Raw genomic sequence first — 16089 nt, forward strand, 5'->3', positions numbered from 1 at the left:
AAACCGTCCAGACCCGCAGGATTCTGATCGACTCGGATTGATCGGACGGCCTTTGCACTCGATATCACCGCGCACGGACCTGACCGGTCCGAGAGGGAACCAGATCATCATGCCGAGCCGAGCCGTCGCCACTGCCAGTCGTTCGGGCATCGTCGCGAATGCGGAAGGGGCCAGCGCTGCCAGAGTCGCCGCGCATGCGGCCGATCTGGGGGCTTTGCCGGAATGGGACCTTACCGACCTGTATGTTGGGATCGATTCTCCCGATTTCTCGGCTGATCTGGTCCGCGCCGAAGCGGATTGTGCCCGGTTCTCCGAGCGCTACGCCGGTCGCCTCGCCGAGATGGCGGCCGCGTCGGATGCCTCGGCCCAACTAGCCGAGGCGGTCGCGACATACGAAGGCATCGAAGATCTGCTCGGACGCCTGATGTCTTTCGCGGGCTTGGTCTATTCCGGCGACACCACCGATGAGCTCAGGGAAAAATTCTACGGAGACACGCAGGAGCGGCTGACGGCGGCCTCCAGCAATCTGTTGTTCTTTGCCCTCGAACTGAACCGAATCTCAGACGAGTCGATGGATCGGGCCATGGCGGATGGGCCGCTCAACCATTACGCGCCTTGGCTGGAAGACTTACGGCGCGAGAAGCCGTTCCAATTGGACGATCGCACCGAGAAACTTTTCCTGGAGAAGTCCGTCACCGGGCGCTCGGCCTGGAATCGGCTCTTCGACGGTACGATCGCGGCGCTCCGCTTCCCCGTGCAGGGTGAGCAGCTTACCCTGGAGCCGACCCTCAACAAGCTTCAGGATCCGGATGGCGCCATTCGACAGGACGCTGCGGGCGCTCTCAGCGAAGTCTTCCGTGCGAACCTGCGCACTTTTACGCTGATCACCAACACGCTCGCCAAGGACAAGGAAATTTCCGACCGCTGGCGTGGCTTCAAGGACGTCGCGGATGCGCGTCATCTCTCGAACCGCGTCGAGCCCGAGGTGGTCGCCGCGATGGTGGAGGCCGTCCAGGCCGCGTATCCGCGGCTGTCGCACCGCTATTATCGCTTGAAGGCCAAGTGGTTCGGCGTCGAGGCTCTGCCCTATTGGGACCGAAACGCTCCTCTCCCCAAGGTCGATCAGCGCACCATTCCGTGGAGCGAGGCGCGTGACACTGTCCTCGACGCCTACCAGGCGTTCTCTCCGCAGATGGCCGACATCGCCCGGACGTTCTTCGACCGCAACTGGATCGACGCTCCGACCCGCCCCGGAAAGGCGCCCGGCGCCTTCGCGCACCCGACCGTGCCCTCGGCCCACCCCTACGTCCTGGTCAACTACCAGGGCAAGCCGCGGGACGTGATGACTCTTGCGCACGAGCTCGGCCACGGCGTGCATCAGGTCCTCGCCGGCCCGAACGGCGCCCTGATGGCGCCTACGCCTCTGACCCTAGCCGAGACTGCCAGCGTCTTCGGTGAGATGCTGACCTTCCGCCGCCTCCTAGCCGCCACCACGAACACGAACCAGCGCCGCGCCATGCTGGCGGCGAAGGTCGAGGACATGATCAACACGGTCGTGCGCCAGATCGCGTTTTACGCCTTCGAGCGGAAGGTCCACCTCGCCCGGGCACAGGGCGAGCTGACCGCCGAGCAGATCAACGGCCTCTGGATGTCGGTGCAGGCCGAGAGCCTCGGTCCGGCGATCGCGCTCGATGCGGGTTACGAGCCGTTCTGGGCCTACATCCCTCACTTCATCCATTCGCCGTTCTACGTCTATGCCTATGCTTTCGGCGATTGCCTTGTGAACTCGCTCTACGGCGTCTACGCCAAGGCCGAAGTCGGGTTCGTGGAGCGCTACTTCGCCCTCCTGTCGGCTGGCGGTGCCAAGCCCTACGGAGAACTCCTGGGCCCCTTCGGCCTTGACGCCCGCGACCCTGGCTTCTGGCAGATCGGACTGTCGATGATCGAGGGCATGATCGCTGAACTGGAGGGGATGGAGGCTGCGTAAGCGCTCAGCGATATGAGCGATGGAAGAAGGATGCCTCTCGTTGTTCGTCCCGGACAACGGGGGGTGGTTCATCGGTGGACCCGGCGCCTCGCTCGTCCCGGGCTGACCAGCCCGTCCCGTGGCATCGCGAAGGGCGATCCAAGTGAAACATGCCGGAGCTGTAAGGGTAATTCGCGGGCTCGCCACCGGTGAGAGTGACGTCGGCTGACTGACACGCCCAATTTTCGATGATCGGCCCGGCACTGGACTGTCGAGCCGCGACCCATGAGCCCGCTGCCCTGGCGTGATCGATCACTGCGCTTATCTCCGAAGAAAGTTTCTCCCGACGAGTTGATTGATCCCGATGGCCGACACCGATCGTGAAGCCAACCGCTTCTCCGCCCGCGCAAGTCGCTATGCCCGCGTCGGCGCCAATGTCGGAGGGGTGGCGGCGCGCATGGCCGGCGCGAAGCTGTTCGGCGGAAAGGAGGCTCCGACCAATGCGGTAGCCCTCGCGCAAGCCCTTGGCGGTTTGAAGGGCCCGATCATGAAGGTAGCGCAGCTTTTGGCGACGGTGCCGGACCTGTTGCCGCCCGATTACGCCACCGAACTGCAGAAGCTTCAGGCCGATGCGCCTCCGATGGGCGCCGCTTTCGTCAAGCGACGCATGATCTCCGAACTGGGGGCCAATTGGCAGACCCGATTCCGGACCTTCGACCTCAAACCGGCGGCAGCTGCCTCCCTCGGTCAGGTCCACCGCGCCACGGCCCTCGACGGCACGCACCTCGCTTGCAAGCTTCAATACCCGGATATGCAATCGGCCGTAGAGGCCGACCTTAAACAGCTTGAAGTCGCATTTGCCCTGCATCGGCGGATGTCCACGTGGCTCGATACCCGTGAAATCGCAAAAGAAATCGGTGCCCGTGTCCGCGAGGAACTCGACTACGAGCGCGAGGCCAAGCATGCCGTCCTCTACGGCGACGTCCTTCGCGACGTCGATGCGGTCCGCGTGCCTGCCATCCACAAGGATCTCTCGACGAAGCGCCTCCTGACGCTCGGCTGGCTCGACGGGCAGCGCATCCTCGATTTCGCCGAGAGTCCAGTAGACGTCCGCAATCGTCTGGCCCGGTCGATGTTCAAGGCCTGGTGGCATCCGTTCAGCCGTGCCGCCGTCATTCACGGCGACCCACACCTTGGCAATTACACGGTCTTCTCAGAAGGGGGCGAGGCGCGGGGGATCAACCTGCTCGACTACGGCTGCGTCCGCATCTTCCATCCACGCTTCGTCGGCGGTGTCGTCGACCTGTATCGGGGCTTGCTCACCAACGACAACGCACGCATCGTCCATGCCTACGAGACCTGGGGGTTCAAGAATCTCAACAAGGAACTCGTTGAAATCCTGAATATCTGGGCGCGCTTTATCTATGGGCCGATCCTGGAAGATCGCACGCGAACCGTGGCCGACGGGGTCAAGCCCGGCGAGTATGGGCGCCGACAAGCCTTCGAGGTTCATCAGGCCCTGAAGGCACGCGGTCCGGTTACGATCCCGCAGGAATTCGTCTTCATGGACCGGGCGGCGGTCGGCCTCGGCGCCGTCTTCCTGCATCTCCGGTCGGAGCTGAACTATCACCAGTTGTTCGAGGCCGAGATCGACCGTTTCTCCCTCGCGGATCTCGAAGGGCGACAGGGCGAGGCACTGGCAAAGGCAGGACTTGCTTCTCCGGCTTGAAAGCGTGGCCACAAAAAGCCGTTCGAGGCGATTGCCGGGCGCGCATGTCGATTGCGAGCGACCTTGGCTTGCGCTAAATCCCCTTGGAACAAATCAAGATGATGCCCAAGGGGACGCCCACAAGATGGCTGATACCAAGACCGTGTCCGGCGCGCATTACAGCCCGGCGATGGATGAGAAGACCCACGAGCAGACCTATCGCGGATTCGTTCGGTTCGTAGAGATCGGCACCGGTGTTGTGCTGTGTTGGGTTCTGGCCCTGGCGGTCGGCGGTATCCGCGAGGCCTGGCTGACGGCGATCTTCGGTGTAATCCTTTCCGGTATCGCCGGTGCGGTCGGTGCTCTCGCCCCCGCGATCGGCTGGAAGGCCCCCCTGGCGGTCGGCATCCTGCTGGCGCTTTACCTCGCTTTCGCCTGATCACTCTCCAACCACAACTTGACTGATTTGCGGGTCGCCTTCGGGCCGTCCTTTAAGGAGCATTCCTGCATGCGCATCGCTGTATTATCGGAAACCGATCCCGCGGAGCCGCGGGTCGCGGCGGTGCCAGAGACGGTCAAAAAGTTCATCGGCCTCGGGGCCGACGTCACCGTCCAGTCTGGTGCCGGTCTGAAGGCCGGCGTTCCGGACGCCGATTACGAGGCCGCCGGGGCCTCCATCGCCGGATCGGCCTCCGAGGCCGCCGGGTCCGCAGACCTTGTTCTGAAGGTCCGGCGTCCCTCGGCCGAGGAGATCGCCCTCCTGCCGCGCGGCGCCACGGTCATCGCAATCATGGATCCGTACGGCCACGAGGCCGAACTCGGTGCCATGGCGGAGGCCGGTCTCGACGCCTTCGCTATGGAGCTGATGCCCCGCATCACCCGCGCGCAGGTGATGGACGTACTGTCGTCCCAGGCCAATCTTGCGGGTTACCGCGCCGTGGTCGACGGCGCGTCCGAATACGGCCGTGCCATGCCCATGATGATGACCGCCGCCGGAACCGTACCGGCCGCCCGCGTCTTCGTCATGGGTGTCGGCGTTGCCGGCCTTCAGGCTATCGCAACGGCCCGCCGGATGGGCGCGGTGGTCACCGCCACCGACGTGCGCCCGGCCACCAAGGAGCAGGTCGAATCCCTCGGCGCCAAGTTCGTCGCGGTCGAAGATGAGGAGTTCAAGCAGGCCGAGACTTCCGGCGGATACGCCAAGGAGATGTCGACCGAGTACAAGAAGAAGCAGGCCGACCTCGTCACCACCCACATCGCCAAACAGGACATCGTCATTACCACGGCGCTGATTCCGGGCCGGCCGGCGCCGAAGCTTGTCTCGGAGGCGATGGTCGCCTCCATGAAGCCCGGCTCGGTCCTGGTCGACCTCGCAGTCGAGCGCGGCGGCAACGTCGAGGGCGCCAAGCCCGGCGAAGTCGTGGTGACCGACAAGGGGGTGAAGATCGTCGGCCATCTCAACGTGGCCGGCCGCCTCGCGGCGACGGCCTCCAGCCTCTACGCCCGCAACCTCTACGCCTTCGTCGAGACCCTGGTCGACAAGGAGTCCAAGGCCCTGGCGGTGAAGTGGGACGACGAACTCGTCAAGGCGACCAACCTGACCCGTGACGGCCAGGTCTCGCACCCCTCGTTCCAGCCCCAATCCTGATCCCGCCGGAGGATACGATGGCTATGCTTCCCCCCGATCAGGCCGCCGAGCAGGCGCGCGCCGCCGCCGCCGCGGCCCGAACTGCCGCTGACATCGCGCAGCAGCACGCGCTCCAGGCGCAGAAATACGCCGACGGCCTCGGTCACGGCCTCAGCGCCGTGACTCACGGAGCCGTCGACCCGACGGTCTTCCAGCTCGCGATCTTCGTCCTGGCAATCTTCGTGGGCTACTATGTTGTCTGGTCAGTTACCCCGGCTCTGCACACGCCGCTGATGTCCGTCACCAACGCGATCTCGTCGGTCATCATCGTCGGCGCCCTGCTCGCCGCCGGCGTGCCTTACGTCGAGCACGGCACCGGATGGGCCCGCTTCTTCGGCTTCGTCGGCATCATCCTCGCCAGCGTGAACATCTTCGGCGGGTTCCTCGTCACTCAGCGCATGCTCGGCATGTACAAGAAGAAGGCCTGAGACATGTCCCAGAACGTCTCATCCCTTCTCTACATCGTCTCCGGCGTCCTGTTCATCATGGCGCTGCGGGGGCTCTCGCACCCGACCACTTCGCGACAGGGCAACCTGTACGGCATGATCGGCATGGGCCTCGCCATGCTCACCACCCTGGTCGGCCATCCGCCAGCCGGGCTCGGCGCCTGGGTCATTGTCATCTTGGGCCTCGCCATCGGCGGCGGTGCCGGCGCAGTCATCGCCAAGCGTGTGCCGATGACGGCGATGCCGCAGCTCGTGGCCGCCTTTCACTCCCTCGTCGGCCTTGCGGCCGTAATGGGCGCGGCGGCAACGCTCTACGCGCCGCAGGCGGTCGGCATCCTCGAGAACGGCCACATTCACAAGGAATCGCTGTTCGAAATGGCGCTCGGCGTCGCCATCGGCGCCATCACCTTCACGGGCTCGGTCATCGCGTTCCTGAAGCTTGATGGCCGTATGTCCGGCAAGCCTATCATGCTGCCGCAGCGGCACCTCATCAACATCGGCCTCGGCGTCGCCCTTGTGGTGCTGATCGCAATCTTCATCGGCAACGAGAGCAAGGCGATCTTCTGGTTGATCGTGCTGCTGTCCTTCGTACTCGGCGGCCTCCTCATCATTCCGATCGGCGGCGCGGACATGCCCGTCGTCGTCTCGATGCTGAACTCCTACTCGGGCTGGGCCGCGGCTGGTATCGGCTTCACCCTGGGCAACCTCGCGCTCATCATCACGGGTGCGCTGGTCGGATCGTCCGGTGCGATCCTGTCCTATATCATGTGCAAGGCGATGAACCGCTCGTTCGTCTCCGTCATCCTCGGTGGCTTCGGCGGTGACGCCGCAGCAACCGGCGCCGGTGGCGCTGTCGAGACCCGTCCGGTCAAGCAGGGCTCGGCCGACGACGCGGCCTACATCATGAAGAACGCCGAGCGCGTCATCATCGTGCCGGGCTACGGCATGGCTGTAGCCCAGGCCCAGCACAGCCTTCGCGAGATGGTCGATATGCTCAAGAAGGAAGGTGTGGACGTGAAATACGCGATCCACCCGGTCGCCGGCCGCATGCCCGGTCACATGAACGTGCTGCTCGCCGAGGCGAACGTGCCCTACGACGAAGTCTTCGAGCTGGAGGACATCAACGGCGAGTTCCCGCAAGCCGACGTGGCCTTCGTGATTGGTGCCAACGACGTCACCAACCCGGCGGCAAAGACCGACAAAGCCTCGCCGATCTACGGCATGCCGATCCTGGACGTCGAGAAGGCCAAGACCGTCCTGTTCATCAAGCGCGGCATGGGCTCAGGTTACGCCGGCGTCGAGAACGAGGTGTTCTTCCGCGATAACACCATGATGCTGTTCGGTGACGCCAAGAAGGTGGTCGACAACATCCTCAAGAATCTCTGATGCGACCGCGGGCGCTGGCCCGCGAGACCTTCCTCGAGGGGCCGGCGCGTGTTCGCCGGCCCCTTTGTCGTTTGGGATGCAGTCCTGCGTCCCAGATGGCGCTATGATCCCCCCGTGTCAGCCGCCCTCGCCCTCGACGCGCCTCGCGCGTTCCTCGACATCTCCCACTCGGTTCTCGGCCGGCCCTGGCGCGACCGCTGCGCCGATCCGGCCCTCCAGGCTTACGCGGCGACGATGGTGCAGGCGCATGCCCTGCCCGAGTTGCTGGCCCGGGTCCTGGCCGGGCGCGGCATCCGACCGGCCGAAGCGGAGGCGTATCTGCAGCCGCGAATGCGCGACCTGATGCCGGACCCGAACTGCTTGGTCGATATGGCGACGGCTACCGAGCGGCTCGCGCGCGCTGTTCTGACCGGCGAGCGAGTGGCGGTATTCGGCGACTACGATGTCGACGGTGCAGCCAGCGCGTCGCTCCTGGCCGGCTACCTGCGTAGCCTCGGCCTGATCGTCCAAATCCACATTCCTGACCGAATCACCGAAGGCTATGGCCCCAACGTCGCCGCCGTCGAGGCTCTGCGGGAGGCCGGCGCTACGCTGCTGATCACCGTCGATTGCGGCACGAGCGGACACGCGCCCTTGGAGGCCGCAGCGGCAGTCGGCCTTGATGTCGTCGTCCTCGACCATCATGGCGCCCCAGAGCACCTGCCCCCGGCCCGTGCGCTCGTGAACCCGAATCGCCTCGACGACTTGTCGGGGCTCGGCCATCTCTGCGCCGCTGGGGTCGTCTTCCTTACGCTTGTTGCGCTAAACCGGCGACTTCGGCGAGAACCGGAATTCGTCGATCGGCTGCCTGACCTCGCCGAGTCGCTCGACCTCGTTGGCCTGGCCACCGTCGCGGATGTCGTCCCGTTGGTTGGCCTGAATCGCGCCTTCGTCGTGCAAGGCCTTAAGGTGATGCGCGCCCGCGGCCGCATTGGTCTCGCAGCGCTTCTGGATGCTGCGTCTCTGACTGAGCCGCCAGAGGCTTGGCACCTCGGCTACCTTGTCGGCCCGCGCATCAATGCCGGGGGGCGCATCGGGAATGCGGCTCTTGGGGCAACCCTCCTCACCACGGCCGACCCGGCCGAGGCTGCACGGATTGCGGCGGAACTCGATCGGCTCAATCGCGAACGTCAGGTCATCGAGGCGACAGCGGTCGCCGCCGCCGAGTCCGAGATGGACCACGCGCTCAGTCTCGATCCCGAGCAACCGGTGCTGGTGGCCGCGTCCACCGACTGGCATCCCGGCGTCGTCGGGCTCATCGCGGCGCGCTTGAAGGAGCGCTTCGGCCGCCCGGCCTTCGCTTTCGCCCTTCGGCCGGACGGCACCGCAACCGGTTCGGGTCGATCGATCGTCGGTGCGGATTTAGGGCACGCGGTCCGCACGGCGGTCGAGGCAGGGGTTGCCCTGAAGGGTGGAGGCCACGCTATGGCGGCGGGCGTCACGCTGCCTGGTCCGAACGTCACGGGTTTTCGCGATCACCTCACGGCTGTTCTATCCGAGACCGTTGCCGAGGCACGGGCTGTCGAAGCGCTTCTGGTGGATGGCGCAATGAGCGCGGGCGGTGTCACCGCCGAACTCGTGCGCACGATTCACCGGGCCGGCCCATTCGGATCCGCGGCCCCGGAGCCGACCTTCGTCCTGCCGCGACACCGCATCGTGGACGCCGCGGTCGTCGGTCATGGGCACGTTCGAGCCCGTCTGCGAAGTCGGGATGGCCAGGCCATCGGCGCCATCGCATTCCGTTCGGCACAGGGTCCTCTCGGACAGGCAATCCTATCCAGCGTCGGCCGAGAGGTGCATGTCGCTGGGACGCTGTCCGTGGATACCTGGCGTGGCGCTGAGCGTGCCCAAATGCGCATCTGCGATCTCGCATATTTCGATTGAGCGATGCGGTTGACTCCCGCCCGGGCGGTCATCATAAGGACGGCGCGCCGTCGAAAGACGGTCGGTTTGGGGGAATGTCCCGAGCGGCAAAGGGGGCGGACTGTAAATCCGCTGCGTAAGCTTCGTAGGTTCGAGTCCTACTTCCCCCACCAAATCTTTACCGAGATCCCGAAACTCTCCGGGATGTCTCTAGCCTCGGCGACCTATTACAAAGGTCGGCGATGCGGGTGTAGCTCAATGGTAGAGCAGCAGCCTTCCAAGCTGAATACCCGGGTTCGATTCCCGGTACCCGCTCCATCCGATTTCTGAATCCGACGCCGCTGAAGCGGCATGAAAACTTCTCCATCGTTTGCCGAGGGTCCGAACGAGGCCGATTGATCGGTTGCTTGGTGCGGGTTGGCTCGCGCAACGACGTTTTGCGTTGGCTTTCCAGCGGTTGATATCGACGGATGGGGATGTCCTCCCCTAGCGAACCAAGGGGGCGAAGCGGCGAACCCTCCGTGACGATCTCGACACATCGGCGCGCGGCCGTCGCATCGATCAGCCTTTCGTCGACGTGCCTGCCCAAATCGCGTTCGCCGCACCTAGGCTTTGGTACACCGTGGACACAGACGGGGGTGGAGGAATCGCTTCGTGCAGCGGGAGCGCCTACCTCTGCCCCAGATGAGTTAGGAACAAAATCTGACCTGTGTGCCTGCGCACACCCTGGCACGATTTCGCCACGGTTCAGACTTAGCCGTTGCACATCGAGCGGCGAAGTGTCGAGGACCCGGTAAACCGGACGTTTACGGTTTTCGGCAACCTTGCGTTCACCATGATCCGTGCCCCGCGCGCGAATGGGTAGAGGGTGAGACCACGGTGGGTAAGCTTCTGCGGAACGGCCGGACGACCCATCGCCCCGGCTCTTGGAAGCGGGCCGGACGTCTGACCGTCTTCGGTGCCAGTTTCGGTCTGGCTCTGGCGGGTGGAACCCGCGGCACCCAGGACGCCGTCGCCAACGGTGATACGCGGACTCTTTCGATTTATCACACCCATACCAAGGAAAGCCTGACGGTCACCTTCAAGCGCGACGGACGTTACGACAGGGCGGCTCTGGAGCAATTGAATTGGCTCTTGCGCGACTGGCGATCCGATGAGCCGATCAAAATGGACCCTCGCCTGTTCGACACGGTCTGGGAAGCCTACCGGTCGGTGGGTTCGCAGGAACCGATCAACGTCGTCTCTGCCTATCGCTCGCCCGGCACCAACGCGATGCTGCGCCGGCGATCCAAGATGGTCGCCGAGTACAGTCAGCACATGCTCGGCAAGGCGATGGATTTCTACCTGCCGGATGTGTCGATCGACCAAATCCGGGCCATCGGCATGCGAATGCAGAGGGGCGGCGTCGGTTGGTATCCCCGCTCCGGCTCCCCCTTCGTGCACCTCGACGTTGGCTCGGTCCGCTCATGGCCGCGTATGACGCACGATCAGTTGGCCCGTTTATTTCCGGATGGAAAGACCGTTCACCTGCCCTCGGACAATCGCCCCCTGCCCGGCTACGAAATGGCCCGTTCCGAAATCCTCTCGCGCGGCGGAACCGTTCTTGGGGTCACCGAGGTGGCGCAAATGGACGAGGACGACGGGCCGAGCATCAAGGGGTTCTTTGCCAGCCTCTTCGGCGGCGGCCGCGCGCAAGATACCGCACCGCCCGTGCAGGCAGCGACGAAAGCGTCGGAGCGAGCCCGAGCGAGGACGGCAGCCGTGGTGGTCGCCAGCGCCGATCCCGAGGACCCGGTCGGTGCGCGCACGGCGCTCGCCTACGCGGCACCCGCCGCGGATGAGGCCCTCAAAAGCAATTTCCTTCGTCGCGACGGCAGTGACGCCCAGAGCCTCCTGACCAGCGAAACGCCCACAACTGCAACGTCAGCCTCGGATACGGTCGCTTCTGTGGCCCTGCCGCTGCCGCCCCGTCGTCCGGCGGAATTTGCAGCGGTGACCGCCGCCCTGACGATGCCTCTACCGCCCCCACGGCCCGTCGTACACCTTGCCGGCCTCGGCAATGCCGGCATGGCCAATCTCTCCCCGTCGATACCCCCCCGTGCAGCCCTCGTGCCAGCCAATGCCGATCCGCGAACGCAGCTCAATGCTCTCTTCGTGGCGGCTGCCGCGAATGTCGAGCCCGCGAGTCGGATGGCGCCGGTGAGGCTTGCCAACGCGAAGGCAAAGCTCGACGGAGCGCCGACCGCGATTGTCTTGCCGCAAGTCGGCGTCGCCACCCGCTTCTCGGCCCGAAGCCCAGGCGACGACCTCGCGGCCTCGCGATTTACTGGCTCGGCCACACGCGTCGTACCCGGCACACGCTGATCGCAACGCGCTCACTTGCCTGTAACGCGACAGATTAACTTTGCATCCCGCTTGAGGTCGGAGGAACCGTCGAAGTTCCTCGGACGCGAGCGCACGAACCGGTAGGTCGCGACCCGGCGGAGTGAGGCTCGGGACTGACCGTGGAGGTCGTCCATCAGAAGCGCGACGGGCGTTCGCATTACGAGAACCGAGAGGGTAGTTCGCTGCCACGGACCACCTCGTCCGCCCATGAAATATCTGCCCCGAACACAACGTGTGGCTTGCCCAGCATTTTCCTTGCCGACACCAAATTTTTAAAACGGCCCACCAATCGGAAGCATCGCGACAGACGATCAACCGAACAAATCTTCACTGAACAGCCTGGAGGTAAGTTAAGTTATCATCGAACCCATAGTCCAAAATGAAAGGTGAAACTGATGTCAGTCTATCAAACTGATTAATCTGAGCGCTTTTATAGGACGATGTTCAAACGCGTAATTTGTAAAAAGATGTTTTTCAAAGACTGGCAGAGCACTTTGCAATTATGAACTTGAATTTCGAGGGGAATCCGGCTTTCGCGAAGATTTTTATTGTGTGCGAAAGCCTCGCCGATCCGCCAAATGGGGTATGCCATTCCGAATTCATTTCAAAGACAAGGAGGTGTCTGCGGCGTTGGAAGGATCAGGCAACCTTTCGATGAGGACCGCAATAGCTCAAACACCCAAGGAAGGCGGTTCTTGATGTTCAAGGTAAGTGCAAGTTTCCTGCTGGCAGGTATTGCTCTGGCCGCCGCTGCCCAGGCCTCGCCGCGGCGTCGGATTGCCTTGGAATGGGCTGGCGGTACGCTGCTCATTGCAGGCCTTGGTCTTCTCGGCGCAGGACTCCGTTTGTTTCGATAACGTGCCGGCCGGCGGGCCCGGTAAGCCGATCGCTCCGGTATGTACCGAACGGGACTCCCGATCCGGCTGCCCTATGTGCAGGACATGACACGCATTCACGTCCGCACGCTCGGGATGGCACTCCTGATCGCCCTTAGCCCGATACGCGCTTTGGCCTCGGGAGACGCACCGGCCTTCCTGCTTGTCGGCCTCGATGGCAAAACGTTCTTCACGCTGGATGGCAGCCGCAACGGACCGAACGGGAGTGATGCCGTTGGGATCATCGACGCCAGTGATGAGGCACATCCTCGCTTGGTCCATACCCTAACTCTCGACAACTCGGTGTACGGACCGCCGACGAACCTGCGGGTCACGCCGGACGGGCGTCTCGGTTTGGTCGCAAGTTCGGTGCTGATGCACCATGACGGTACCGCTTGGTACGCTCACGCGGACAATCGCCTGCATGTCATCGATCTGACCGCGACGCCACCGCGCCTCATTGAGACAGTCGAGGTTGGACAGCAACCCTCCGGTATCAGCATTTCGAGGACCGGCGATCTCGCGCTCATCGCCAATCGCGAGGGACGCAGCGTCACCGTGCTCTCAATCCTCGGCTCAAAGGTTCGGCCGGTCGCAACGATCGATGTGGGCGATGAAGCTGCGGCGGTCGCCTTCGCTGCGAATGGACGGCGCGCCTTCGTCGCAAAGAACAAAGCGGCGCGTATTGGCGTCCTGTCGATCAATGGCACTTCGGTGCGCTATGAGCCGGAGTACGATATGCCAGTTGGCGCAGGGGTCTACGGGCTCGATGTGACGCCCGACGGAACGCTCGCGCTCACTGGGAACACCGGACAGGAGCCAAGCGACGGGCACGCCGATACCATCAGTGTCATTCGCGCCGATGGTCGACGCCCGGTCGTCCTCGATCACCTGGGAATCGGCGACACGCCGGAAGCACTGGTGATCGCGCCGGACGGCCGACATGCCGCCGTCTCGATCGTCCGGGGGTCGAGCGCAGCACGTGGAAGCCCGGGCTATACGCCGACTGGCGCTGTCGCGTTGCTGACCCTCTCGTCACAGAGCGTGCAGATGACGTCCCAGGCGGAAGCGGGCGCCGTCACGCAGGGTGTCGCATTCAGTCCCTCCGGCGATTACGTTTATGTCTGTAATTACGTCGACCGGAACTTGGGCATCTACCGCATCTCGGGCGATACCCTGATCGATACGGGCAATCGCCTATCGCTTCCCGGCCAACCCGCGTCTCTGGCCGGACGATAGGATCGTCGATGCCGAGGGATGCACGCAAAACCTCACTTCAGCCGCTTCTCCCTCGCCCGAGACAAAGCCATGGCTGACGAACCGGCGCAGTCCGCTCGAAGCGTTCACTATGTGGGGTTTCGCGATGATCGCTATTGGAACGCGTACCGTCTCTTCGGCGGTCCCCGGATCACCCACCGGCGCTGGGACTTCTACGCCACGCGCGACGTCGGTCCCAACGATATCGTAATCTTCGCGCAAGGTGACGACACCCAGCCGATCACCGATCGGAACGCTACGGACCTCGATGAACGTTGGCTCTAGAACCCGTCGAATACCCAGCCACGGGGTTGATGCAACGACCGCCGAGGTCACGCGCCGTCAAGGGGGAGCGTAACCTCGACAAGGCGCGAGGCGGTGACTTAAGCAGCCTGTTTGCGGCCCTTGGTCTTCGGCGGGACCTCTTCGTCTTCGTTGCGGTTCGCAACCTGACCGAGGCCGATTGACTTCGCGAGTTCCGAACGCATGGCGGCGTAGGACGGGGCGACCATCGGGTAATCGGCCGGGAGGCCGTAACGCTGCCGGTAGCTGTGGGGATCAAGGCCGTGGCTGCTGAGGTGACGCTTCAGCGTCTTGTAGCTCTTGCCGTCGAGAAAGCTGATGATGCCGTCCGGCATCACGGATTTGCGGATCTGGGCGGGCGTCGGCTTTTCGGGCGCAACCTCCTCGGCGGTCTGGGCGGCACCGGTGACGAGGCCGTTGAGCGCGGCGTGCACATTGCGGATCAGATCCGGTAGATCGGTGGTCCGGACTGGATTGTTCGATACATACGCCGCGACGATGTCGGCGGCGAGATCGACGAAGTCGGTCGTTTGAATTTCGGTGCTTTCGGACATGCGTAATTTTCTTTTCCCTGTGCCCCCAAGGCAGCAGATCGCCCATTCGTAGACATTTATCAAGCGCCCGAGGCCAAATTCGGCGATGAACATGCCTGACATGCGCATCACAGATAAGAGATGTCCACAACAGAGACGCTGCATGCGGAAGCGTACTCGCGATTATTGCTTGTGTGCTCGGCCACGTCCGCCGGCACAACCATCGGGCCGCGGTGGATAGGTCGAGCGTTGTCCATACTGCCCGATCCGATGTGGAGTCGCAGCGATTTCCGGTTTGTCGCGTGACGCCGCCACGCCCAGAACTCCTTGGCATCGGGGCTTGCTACCGGCCGGTTGCGGTCTGATCCTGCACGATGCTGTCCTGACGCGCCTGACGCTCCCCTTGCCGACGCCCGAGCCAGAGACTGTTCAGAAGCCATGCCACGGACAGCGGGACCGCCGTCACGGCGACAGCGGTCGAACCGAGCCCCAGAGCGGCGATCCCGGCGAATGACCAGGCCCCGACCTGATCACCGACGCGATACACCACCGTGTCGATGAAGTTCTTCGCCTTATAGCGATCCTCTCGCGGTACGACCGTGAACAGCACCTCACGGATAGGCCGTGCAATGGCGAAGTTTCCGGCGCGTCGCAGAACCTGGAAGAGCACAATGGCGGTGATCGTCGGCGAAACGGCCAGGACCGCGAAACCCAGGATGCTGGCCGCTGGCAGGACGGCCAGGGCCGGCCCCACACCGATCCGGCGCACGATCCGTCCGGTCAGGAAGAATTGCACGCCAAGAGTGAGCGCGTTCACCAGCAGATCCACGCTTGCGAAGAAGGCCGTCTGCGCACCTCGATCGGGAAAGCTGCGCTTCGCGATGCCGGCTTGTTCGAAATACAGGAACGTCGATGTGGTCGAGAACAGCAACAGGAACAGACTGATATTCAGAAGGTAGGGTGACCGGAGCGTCCGCGTGATACCCGCGAAGGCGCTGCCACCGATGGCCTCGGCGGCCGGTGCATCACCGGCGGTTGGTGCCTGACGCAGGCGGTCCGACAAACGGGCGAGTCCGCGCATGCTGAAGACCGCCGCCTCGAGAAGGACTGCCGCGCCGGTCAGGAGGGCCCAGGTCGGCACGTCGCGAGCGAGGATGGCGGTGGTCGCCGAGCCCGCGATGGCCCCGAGGGTCGCCCCGGCTGCGATGAAACCGAACAGCCGCTTACCCTGCTCCGTCGAGAAGACATCGACGATGGTAGCCCAAAAGACCGAGACGACGAACAGGTTGAAGATCGACAACCATATGAAGAACGCACGGCCGATCCAGATATTCCCTTCCGGACCCGCGAGGTACAGAGTAGCGGCGAAGACGAGAATGTTGGCCGCGAAGAACCGATAGGTGAGCGGTACGAACCGCGCCCGCGGCAGCGTTTTCACGAGCCAGGCGAAGGGCAGGTTAAGAGCCAGCATCCCCACCAAAGTGCCCGTGAAGAGCCAGGGCAGATTCTCGATGCCGCCCGCCAAGCCCATCTGGTCGCGGATGGGACGGAGCACATAATAGGCCGCCAGGATCGAGAAGATGTACGCCCACGACCAGGCAAGTGCCGGTGCCTCGCCCGGCCGCATATCGACGAGGCGCC

At 63.9% G+C, this 16089-nt stretch carries 12 protein-coding genes and 2 tRNA genes; 12 read left to right on the forward strand and 2 right to left on the reverse strand.

Translation table 11 applies throughout. From position 1 onward, the window contains the following. Positions 1-109: 109 nt before the first annotated feature. The 12 genes from ASF41_RS01965 to ASF41_RS02020 all read left to right on the forward strand — a co-directional run bounded on the left by ASF41_RS01965 (position 110) and on the right by ASF41_RS02020 (position 13897). Positions 110-1987 (forward strand): M3 family oligoendopeptidase, encoded by a 1878-nt coding sequence (locus tag ASF41_RS01965; RefSeq protein WP_056219351.1) that lies wholly within the window; start codon positions 110-112, stop codon positions 1985-1987. Between the two features lie 343 nt (positions 1988-2330). Continuing rightward, entirely contained in the window at positions 2331-3695 is a 1365-nt protein-coding gene (locus ASF41_RS01970) for an AarF/ABC1/UbiB kinase family protein (protein ID WP_056219348.1), read from the forward strand. 124 nt (positions 3696-3819) lie between these two features. Continuing rightward, the gene (locus ASF41_RS01975) at positions 3820-4113 is read left to right on the forward strand and encodes an aa3-type cytochrome c oxidase subunit IV (protein ID WP_056219345.1); all 294 of its coding nucleotides are present in this window, start codon (positions 3820-3822) and stop codon (positions 4111-4113) included. 69 nt (positions 4114-4182) lie between these two features. After that, on the forward strand, positions 4183-5322 hold the full coding sequence (locus ASF41_RS01980; protein WP_056219340.1) for a Re/Si-specific NAD(P)(+) transhydrogenase subunit alpha: 1140 nt from the start codon (positions 4183-4185) through the stop codon (positions 5320-5322). A 17-nt stretch (positions 5323-5339) separates the two neighbouring features. Further along, positions 5340-5789, forward strand: a complete 450-nt coding sequence (locus tag ASF41_RS01985; RefSeq protein WP_056219337.1) for a proton-translocating transhydrogenase family protein — start codon at positions 5340-5342, stop codon at positions 5787-5789. Positions 5790-5792: 3 nt separating this feature from the next. Beyond that, positions 5793-7193, forward strand: a complete 1401-nt coding sequence (locus tag ASF41_RS01990; protein ID WP_056219333.1) for an NAD(P)(+) transhydrogenase (Re/Si-specific) subunit beta — start codon at positions 5793-5795, stop codon at positions 7191-7193. A 114-nt stretch (positions 7194-7307) separates the two neighbouring features. Further along, complete coding sequence (gene recJ / locus ASF41_RS01995) at positions 7308-9116, forward strand: single-stranded-DNA-specific exonuclease RecJ (RefSeq protein WP_056490389.1); 1809 nt, start codon at positions 7308-7310, stop codon at positions 9114-9116. Between the two features lie 68 nt (positions 9117-9184). Next, a tRNA-Tyr gene (locus tag ASF41_RS02000) sits at positions 9185-9268 on the forward strand. Between the two features lie 71 nt (positions 9269-9339). Continuing rightward, positions 9340-9413: transfer RNA gene (locus ASF41_RS02005), tRNA-Gly, on the forward strand. A 561-nt stretch (positions 9414-9974) separates the two neighbouring features. Then, positions 9975-11459: a DUF882 domain-containing protein gene (locus ASF41_RS02010; protein WP_082503930.1), complete on the forward strand. Its 1485-nt coding sequence runs from the start codon at positions 9975-9977 to the stop codon at positions 11457-11459. 962 nt (positions 11460-12421) lie between these two features. Next, positions 12422-13594, forward strand: coding sequence for a hypothetical protein (locus ASF41_RS02015; RefSeq protein ID WP_056491211.1), 1173 nt, complete (start codon positions 12422-12424; stop codon positions 13592-13594). Between the two features lie 69 nt (positions 13595-13663). Then, complete coding sequence (locus tag ASF41_RS02020) at positions 13664-13897, forward strand: hypothetical protein (protein WP_056490392.1); 234 nt, start codon at positions 13664-13666, stop codon at positions 13895-13897. Between the two features lie 98 nt (positions 13898-13995). On the opposite strand, the gene ASF41_RS02025 is transcribed toward ASF41_RS02020, so the two are convergent. Then, the gene (locus ASF41_RS02025; RefSeq protein WP_056219319.1) at positions 13996-14469 is read right to left on the reverse strand and encodes a MucR family transcriptional regulator; all 474 of its coding nucleotides are present in this window, start codon (positions 14467-14469) and stop codon (positions 13996-13998) included. 322 nt (positions 14470-14791) lie between these two features. Continuing rightward, on the reverse strand, positions 14792-16075 hold the full coding sequence (locus ASF41_RS02030; protein WP_244479553.1) for an NTP/NDP exchange transporter: 1284 nt from the start codon (positions 16073-16075) through the stop codon (positions 14792-14794). Between the last annotated feature and the right edge of the window lie 14 nt (positions 16076-16089).

This window comes from Methylobacterium sp. Leaf111 (assembly GCF_001423285.1).
Classification (GTDB): domain Bacteria; phylum Pseudomonadota; class Alphaproteobacteria; order Rhizobiales; family Beijerinckiaceae; genus Methylobacterium.